This window comes from Blastococcus carthaginiensis (assembly GCF_030731085.1).
GTDB lineage: Bacteria > Actinomycetota > Actinomycetes > Mycobacteriales > Geodermatophilaceae > Blastococcus > Blastococcus carthaginiensis.
In genome coordinates, this window is record NZ_JASNFN010000037.1 from 46,863 (window position 1) to 53,036 (window position 6,174).

8 protein-coding genes are annotated in these 6,174 nt (G+C 72.1%); 2 read left to right on the forward strand and 6 right to left on the reverse strand.

From position 1 onward, the window contains the following. Positions 1-21 precede the first annotated feature (21 nt). Together QOZ88_RS21105 and QOZ88_RS21110 are read right to left on the reverse strand one after the other, a co-directional pair. Entirely contained in the window at positions 22-909 is an 888-nt protein-coding gene (locus QOZ88_RS21105) for an alpha/beta fold hydrolase (RefSeq protein WP_306001663.1), read from the reverse strand. 60 nt (positions 910-969) lie between these two features. Continuing rightward, complete coding sequence (locus tag QOZ88_RS21110) at positions 970-1,734, reverse strand: alpha/beta fold hydrolase (RefSeq protein WP_306001664.1); 765 nt, start codon at positions 1,732-1,734, stop codon at positions 970-972. Between the two features lie 174 nt (positions 1,735-1,908). Here QOZ88_RS21110 and QOZ88_RS21115 point away from each other — a divergent pair, with 174 nt between their 5' ends. Beyond that, on the forward strand, positions 1,909-2,295 hold the full coding sequence (locus QOZ88_RS21115; RefSeq protein ID WP_306001665.1) for a hypothetical protein: 387 nt from the start codon (positions 1,909-1,911) through the stop codon (positions 2,293-2,295). Positions 2,296-2,316: 21 nt separating this feature from the next. On the opposite strand, the gene QOZ88_RS21120 is transcribed toward QOZ88_RS21115, so the two are convergent. The 4 genes from QOZ88_RS21120 to QOZ88_RS21135 all read right to left on the reverse strand — a co-directional run bounded on the left by QOZ88_RS21120 (position 2,317) and on the right by QOZ88_RS21135 (position 3,931). Next, complete coding sequence (locus QOZ88_RS21120; protein ID WP_306001666.1) at positions 2,317-2,523, reverse strand: 2-hydroxymuconate tautomerase; 207 nt, start codon at positions 2,521-2,523, stop codon at positions 2,317-2,319. A 46-nt stretch (positions 2,524-2,569) separates the two neighbouring features. After that, a complete protein-coding gene (locus tag QOZ88_RS21125) occupies positions 2,570-2,803 on the reverse strand; it encodes a hypothetical protein (protein ID WP_306001667.1) in 234 nt (77 codons plus the stop codon). 51 nt (positions 2,804-2,854) lie between these two features. Then, positions 2,855-3,103 carry a hypothetical protein gene (locus QOZ88_RS21130; RefSeq protein ID WP_306001668.1) on the reverse strand — a complete coding sequence of 83 codons (249 nt, stop codon included), beginning with the start codon at positions 3,101-3,103 and terminating at the stop codon, positions 2,855-2,857. Between the two features lie 204 nt (positions 3,104-3,307). Beyond that, entirely contained in the window at positions 3,308-3,931 is a 624-nt protein-coding gene (locus QOZ88_RS21135; protein WP_306001669.1) for an antibiotic biosynthesis monooxygenase family protein, read from the reverse strand. A gap of 564 nt (positions 3,932-4,495) precedes the next feature. On the opposite strand from QOZ88_RS21135, the gene QOZ88_RS21140 reads away from it, so the two are divergent. After that, a complete protein-coding gene (locus QOZ88_RS21140) occupies positions 4,496-6,163 on the forward strand; it encodes an IS1634 family transposase (protein WP_306001670.1) in 1,668 nt (555 codons plus the stop codon). Positions 6,164-6,174 lie beyond the last annotated feature (11 nt).

The window sequence follows — 6,174 nt, forward strand, 5'->3', positions numbered from 1 at the left end:
CGCGGCGACGCGTCGACGCCGCTACTTCCAGCGGTCGATGAACTCGACCGTGGCGGCGTTGACGACCTCGGGGTGGGTGGCGCTGAGGAAGTGCTGGCCGCCCTCGACGACGCGGAGCTCGGCCTTGGCGCTGCCGGTGAAGAGCCCGATCTCTTCCTCGGCGTTCGCCACCGAGTAGACGCGGTCTGCGGTGCCGTGCATCCACAGGACGGGGCACCGCACGGCGTCCAGCCGGCCGTGCAGGCCGTCCCGGTCACGGAGGTTGATGCTGCTGATCCGCAGCCGCTCGCGCCCGGCGTCGCCGGCGTAGTTCTGCTGGTGCGTCCGGTGCCAGAAGGCGCGCTCGTCGTCCGGGACGTCGTCGCCCATGCCCTCGGCGAGAGTGGCGTCGACGAGTTCGGTCGGGATGACCCAGTCGTCGCCGACGGGCTGGGCGAGGGCGTCGATGGCGGGGGTGCAGAACTCGACGCCGTTCCAGCAGCCCAGCTCGCGGCTGCGCTGGCTCTCGAAGTCCATGGAGGTGCCGAGCGGGATGATGCCCTTGACGGTGCCGGGGGCGAGCATCGCCATGCGGGCGGCGATCCAGCCGCCCTGCGAGGTGCCGAGGACGAAGGCATCGGGGATGCCGAGCGCATCGAGGACCTGCAGCGCGGCGACGGCCGTGTCCCAGTAGGTGAACTGCGCGTACGCGGCGCGGGTCTGCCCGTGCCCGTAGGGCTCGATGGCGAGCAGGTTGGCGGTGGTGGAGAGCTGCTCGTCGGCGAACTGCGGCCGGTACAGCTCGACGGAGGTGGTGAAGGAGTTGACCATCACCAGGGTCGGGAGCGACGGGTCGTAGGGCCGGCCGAACCGGTAGCCGATGTTCGAGCCACCGAGGTGGGGGATCTGGATGGCCTCCGTGGCGCTCATGGTGTCCCTCACGGTTCTCGGTCGGCGGTCGGGTCATCGTGTCGTCCGCCCCACCGGGGGTCAATCGGCGTCGGGCGGCGCGACGGAGGCGAGCTCGGCGATCGGGGCGGACCAGGCGTCGGGCGACGTCCAGACGAAGCTGTGCGCGCCGGGGACGCTGCGGAACCGGCCGTCCTGCGCGCGCTCGCTGAGCTCGCGCGCCCAGGCCTCGGTGCAGAGGCGGTCGCGGTCGCCGTGCAGGACGAGCACCGGCTGGGGAACCCGCTCGAGGGTGTCCTCGAGCCGGTCTCTCAGGTGGACGGCCAGCGCGTGGCGGACCCGGCGCAGGCCGGCGCGGCGCCGGTCGGGGATGTGCGCGACGTCGAGCTCCGGGGGCTCCAGCTCGTGGTTGCGACGCCAGGCGAGCAGGACGCGGCGCATGCTGCGGTAGGCGGGGTCGATGGTCGGGCTGGCGAGCACCAGCGCCCGCACGCGGTCGGGTTCCCGGACGGCGACGTGCGCGGCGACTTGGGTGCCGCTGGAGTGCCCGACGAGCACGACGTCGTCCAGCTCGGCGGCGGCCAGCCACTCGAGGGCGGCGTCGGCGTGGTCGGCGACGTCCATGGGGCGCGGCGGGTCGGCACTACCGGAGAAGCCGGGCAGCTCGACGAGGTGCGCCCGGGTCCAGGTGCCGAGCTGGCGGACGGCGGGCTCCAGGTAGTCGGCGACCGCCAGCCCGTGGACGACGACGATCTCGGGGACTCCGGGCCGTCGCTCGCCGGCCACCCGGCTGCGCATCGCGCCCCAGGAGGTGGCGCGGTGTTGCAGATCGAGGGCCGAGGGCACGGTCTACCGGGCGTCGACCGGCCGGGGGTGCGACCCGGGGTTGCGGTGGCCGGCGGTCATGGTCGGGACGGTAGCGGCCGGTGGGGACGTTCGCGCTGCAGGCGGGCGGCGCCGCTGGTTGAGTGGCCGGTGCGGTGAGATGACGCCGTCCTTGTCCAGTTCCGGGAGTTGACGATGGCCAAGAAGAAGACCGCTGCCGAGACGTCGAAGAAGTCGATGGCGCAGGCGCTGGGCGCCGTGGGTGTGGCGTTCGGGGCGATCAGCGTCCTGGCGCCGCGGTCGGTGGCGAGCGGCTACGGCGTCCCGGTGACGCCCGCCGGGCTCCAGCTGCAGCGGCTGTTCGGCAGCCGGGCGCTGGTGGTCTCTGCGCTGGCGCTCACCGCGAAGACCGACGAGGAGGTCGACCGCGGCCTGGCCGCGGTGGCGGCGATGAACGCGCTCGACACGCTGACCGCGCTGGCTGGCGCGGGCAAGGCCGGCGGGCGGACCACCACGCGCGCCGTCGTCAGCTCGCTCGCCTACGGCGCGGCGGCGCTGTGGATCCGGTCGCTGGACGAATGAAGCACTCCGGCGTCCCGCGCCTCAGGTTTGGTCGGCCTTCGCGCGGCGGTCCGCGTGCGTCTCGCCGGCGACCGCGATGTCGGTCGGCGGCACCTCGACGATCCAGGCCCGCACCGTCTCCGGCGGAGCGCCGATGCTATCGGTCGTGGCCTGGCTGACCGCGGCGAGCAGGTCGCGCTTCTGCTCCTCGGTGCGGCCGGCGATCATGGTGATCTGGATGAAGGGCATGAGGCATCCCTAACCCAGCCGGCCGCGGACGACCATTCGGCAGGGGTCAGGCCGCAGCGGCCACCGGCGAGATCAGCCGGCGGGGGAGCTCGAGGGTCGGGTGGCCCCCATCCGTGTGGGGCTCGTGCGGCTGGCCGGCCTCCTCCGCCGCAGGGGCGGCCGCCCCCAGGGAACGGGCGACGACGTCGAGGTGACGGAGCGCCTCTTCGTAGAGCTCCTGGATGGCGCTGGCCGCCGCCGCGTGCGCCGCTTCCGCAGGACCGACGTGTCGACTGGTCATGGCTGCCTCATCGGCGGGCGGCTGAGGCGCCGTGACCGGTCACCCGGTGCCCTACGGGCAGGCGGCGTCCTGCTCCGGGTAGACGATCTGCTCCGGGAAGGCTCGCGGCCCCGACGTCGCCACTGTGGATGCGTTCTCCCCGAACTGGCCCTTCGGGAACACCGTGTTGGCCAGGGTGCTGACGCCCTGGCCGAAGGCCTGGCACCCGCCGGACCCGGGTTCCGCCCACGCGGCTGTCGCCGGGGCGATCAGCAGCACGCTGGCCGCTGCTGTGCTGATCAGTGCGCGTCGGGCGCTCATGAGGGCTTCCCGGGTCATCGCCGTGGCGGGCGGACGGACCACGATGCTGGGCCTGCGGCCGGCCCGTCGCCCAGGGGTGCGGGCGTGGTGAGCAGCGCGACGGGCGAGGCGACACGGTCCGTCGCCCTCGGACGGTGGACGGTCACCGTCGGGTGCAGCCGCCCCTCGCCCGGCCGGTCGGGGTCGGGTGCGGTTCCGTGCCGGTCAGACCAGTTCGGGGACGCGCAGGTGGTGCAGGACGACGTCGAACTCGGCCACGTCGGTGGCTGACATGTGCAGCGCCCGGCGGAACTCGTCGCGGATGTACATGGCCCGTTGGCGGGAGGCCTCCATGGCCCGGCGGTCGGCGTAGACGGCGGTGAGGGAGTTGTCGCCGGTCTGCCGGTCGAGCATCAGGCTGAGGCTGCAGAAGCCGGGCATCTCGTCCATCCGCGGGATGAGGTCGGTGCGGAAGACGTCGAGGACCTTGTCGATGCTGGCCGGGTCGACGCGGGACCAGGTGACCCGGGCGCAGGAGTCGTCCCCTGCGGGGTGCAGCCGGTGCATCGCCGCGATCTCCCACTCGCGCACCTCCGGCTTCTCCGCGCCGAACTGCTTCGTCGCCTGCTCGCGCATCCGGAGGACCGCCTCGCGGGTCGCGGCCATCGCCGCCTCGTTCTCCCAGGCGGTGGTGACGATGGAGCGGCCGGAGTCGGGGTCGCAGAGCATCGAGAGCCCGACGTAGCCGTCCATGCCGCTCACGGCGGACATGACGTTGTCGCGGACGTCGGCGATGCCGGCGTCGATGCGGTTCGGGTCGGCGGAGATCGTGGTGGTGCGGGCGTGCATGACGCCCTCCCTTCCGGGGACAGGCGCGCGGCGCCCCGGCGGCGTCCGCCCAGGTCATCGTGCTCACGAACCGACCGCTGTCAACCGGAGCGCGCGCGGGCAATGTCCGTGCCGATGCCGCACCTGCACCGTCGGCCCCGAGGGAACGGGGGAGTTGCCTGGTGGCGTTCTGCGCACCGGAGCTCGACCAGGCCTTGGACTGGTGCACCTCGGTGAGTTCGTGGGGCTGGTGCAGTCAGGCGCGCGGCTCGGGCGGGGGAGCGCAGGCTCCGTCGTCGGCTTCGGCTCCGGCTCTACCCGCGTGGACGTCGCCGGTGCGGTTGCCGCGGTCGCGTCGTCGTTCGCCGGATCAGCGGAGCAGCCCATCGCCGACGGCGAGGAGGATGACGGCGATGATTCGGGAGGCGTTCATGTCGTCAGGTTCACCTCGACGCCTGCGGCGGCCTGCCGACCTGACTTGGCTCACTGCAGCGTGATCGTTCCGACTGCTCGGCGCTGACCTGCGACTACGCGTCGTCTTGGTGCGTGGTTCACGCACTAACGGGGTCGGCCTAGGGTCGTGGTGTGGCGTTCATCCGGCGGGTTCGGACCGCGTCGGGGGCCACCGCCGTGCAGGTCGCGGAGTACTTCGCAGGTCGGCAGCGGATCGTCGCCCACGTCGGGTCGGCGCACACCGACGCCGAGCTCGGAGTGCTGATGGAGCGGGCGCGGGAGTTGCTGGCCGACCCGGCGCAGGGGATGTTGGACCTCGGCGTGGAGCCCACACCGCCGGTGGTCGGACTGGTGGGCACCCCCTCCGGACAGGGCGTCCTCCCCGGATCGCAGACTCCGGCGGTGGCAGTCGGGCGTGATGCCGCCGGCCGGGTCGTGGGCACCGGTTCACGTCTGCTGTTCGACGCCCTGGCCTCAGTGTTCACCGCGCTCGGGTTCGACGCGGTCGACGACGAGGTGTTCACCGATCTGGTCATCGCCCGAGTCGTCGAGCCAACCTCGCTGCTCGACACCGGCCGGGTGTTGCGCGATCTGGACCGGGCCCCAGCCAGCTACGCCACGATGAAGCGAACCCTGACGCGGGCCACGACCGGCAAGTACCGCGACCGGATCGCCGCCGCCTGTTTCACCCACGCCGCCGCCAGCGGGGACCTGTCGTTGTGCCTGTACGACGTGACCACCCTGTACTTCGAGGCCGAGAAGGAAGACGACCTGCGCAAGGTCGGCTACTCCAAGGAGCGCCGAGTCGACCCGCAGGTCGTGGTCGGTCTGCTGGTCGACCGGCACGGTTTCCCGCTGGAGATCGGCTGCTTCGAAGGCAACAAGGCCGAGACCACGACCCTGGTCCCGATCATCGAGCGGTTCCAGGAACGGCACGGGATCGCCGACATGGTCGTGGTCGCCGACGCCGGAATGCTCTCCGCGGCCAACCTGCGCGCACTGGATGACGCGCAGTTGCGGTTCATCGTCGGCTCCCGGGTGACCAAGGCCCCGGTCGATCTGGAGTCCCACTTCCACTGGCACGGGGATGCGTTCACCGACGGGCAGGTCATCGACACCCTCACCCCCAAGACCAGCCGAGGCAGCAAGAGCGCCGGCGGGGGCAGCGAGAACGACGTCAAGCGCAAGGCCGAACCAGTGTGGGACCCCGCAGCCCACCCCCGCTCGTGGCGGGCGGTGTGGGCCTACTCGGCCAAGCGAGCCGCGCGGGACCGCAAGACCCTCGCTCTGCAGGAGACCCGGGCCCGGGAGGTCATCGCCGGCGAGCGGGCTGCCCGCACCCCGCGATTCGTCAAAACCGCCAACGGCACACGCACGCTGGACGAGACCTCACTGGCGCGCGCCCAGTCGCTGGTCGGCTTGAAGGGCTACGTCACCAACATCGGCGCCCAGCTGATGCCCGCCAGCGAGGTCATCGCCAGCTACCACGACCTGTGGCGGGTCGAGCAGTCCTTCCGGATGTCGAAAACCGATCTGCGGGCCCGGCCGATGTTCCACCACACCCGCGACGCGATCGAGGCTCACCTGACCGTCGTCTTCGCAGCCCTCGCCGTTGCCCGAGAGGCCCAGAACCGCACCGGGTTGGCGATCGGCAACCTGATCCGACAGCTCCGGCCGCTGCGCTCGGCGACGATCGCGATCAACGGCACCACCCAGACCTTCGCCCCCGCTGTCCCCGCACCCCAGCAAGCGATCCTCGACGCACTCCAAGGCCGGGAAGGTCACGCACTAAGCAAGTGAGCCAACTCGGG

Coding starts and splice junctions, on each gene's coding strand:
- QOZ88_RS21105 (WP_306001663.1), bottom strand. CDS start 909: ATGAGCGCCACGGAGGCCATCCAGATCCCCCACCTCGGTGGCTCGAAC.
- QOZ88_RS21115 (WP_306001665.1), top strand. CDS start 1,909: ATGGCCAAGAAGAAGACCGCTGCCGAGACGTCGAAGAAGTCGATGGCG.
- QOZ88_RS21120 (WP_306001666.1), bottom strand. CDS start 2,523: ATGCCCTTCATCCAGATCACCATGATCGCCGGCCGCACCGAGGAGCAG.
- QOZ88_RS21125 (WP_306001667.1), bottom strand. CDS start 2,803: ATGACCAGTCGACACGTCGGTCCTGCGGAAGCGGCGCACGCGGCGGCG.
- QOZ88_RS21130 (WP_306001668.1), bottom strand. CDS start 3,103: ATGAGCGCCCGACGCGCACTGATCAGCACAGCAGCGGCCAGCGTGCTG.
- QOZ88_RS21135 (WP_306001669.1), bottom strand. CDS start 3,931: ATGCACGCCCGCACCACCACGATCTCCGCCGACCCGAACCGCATCGAC.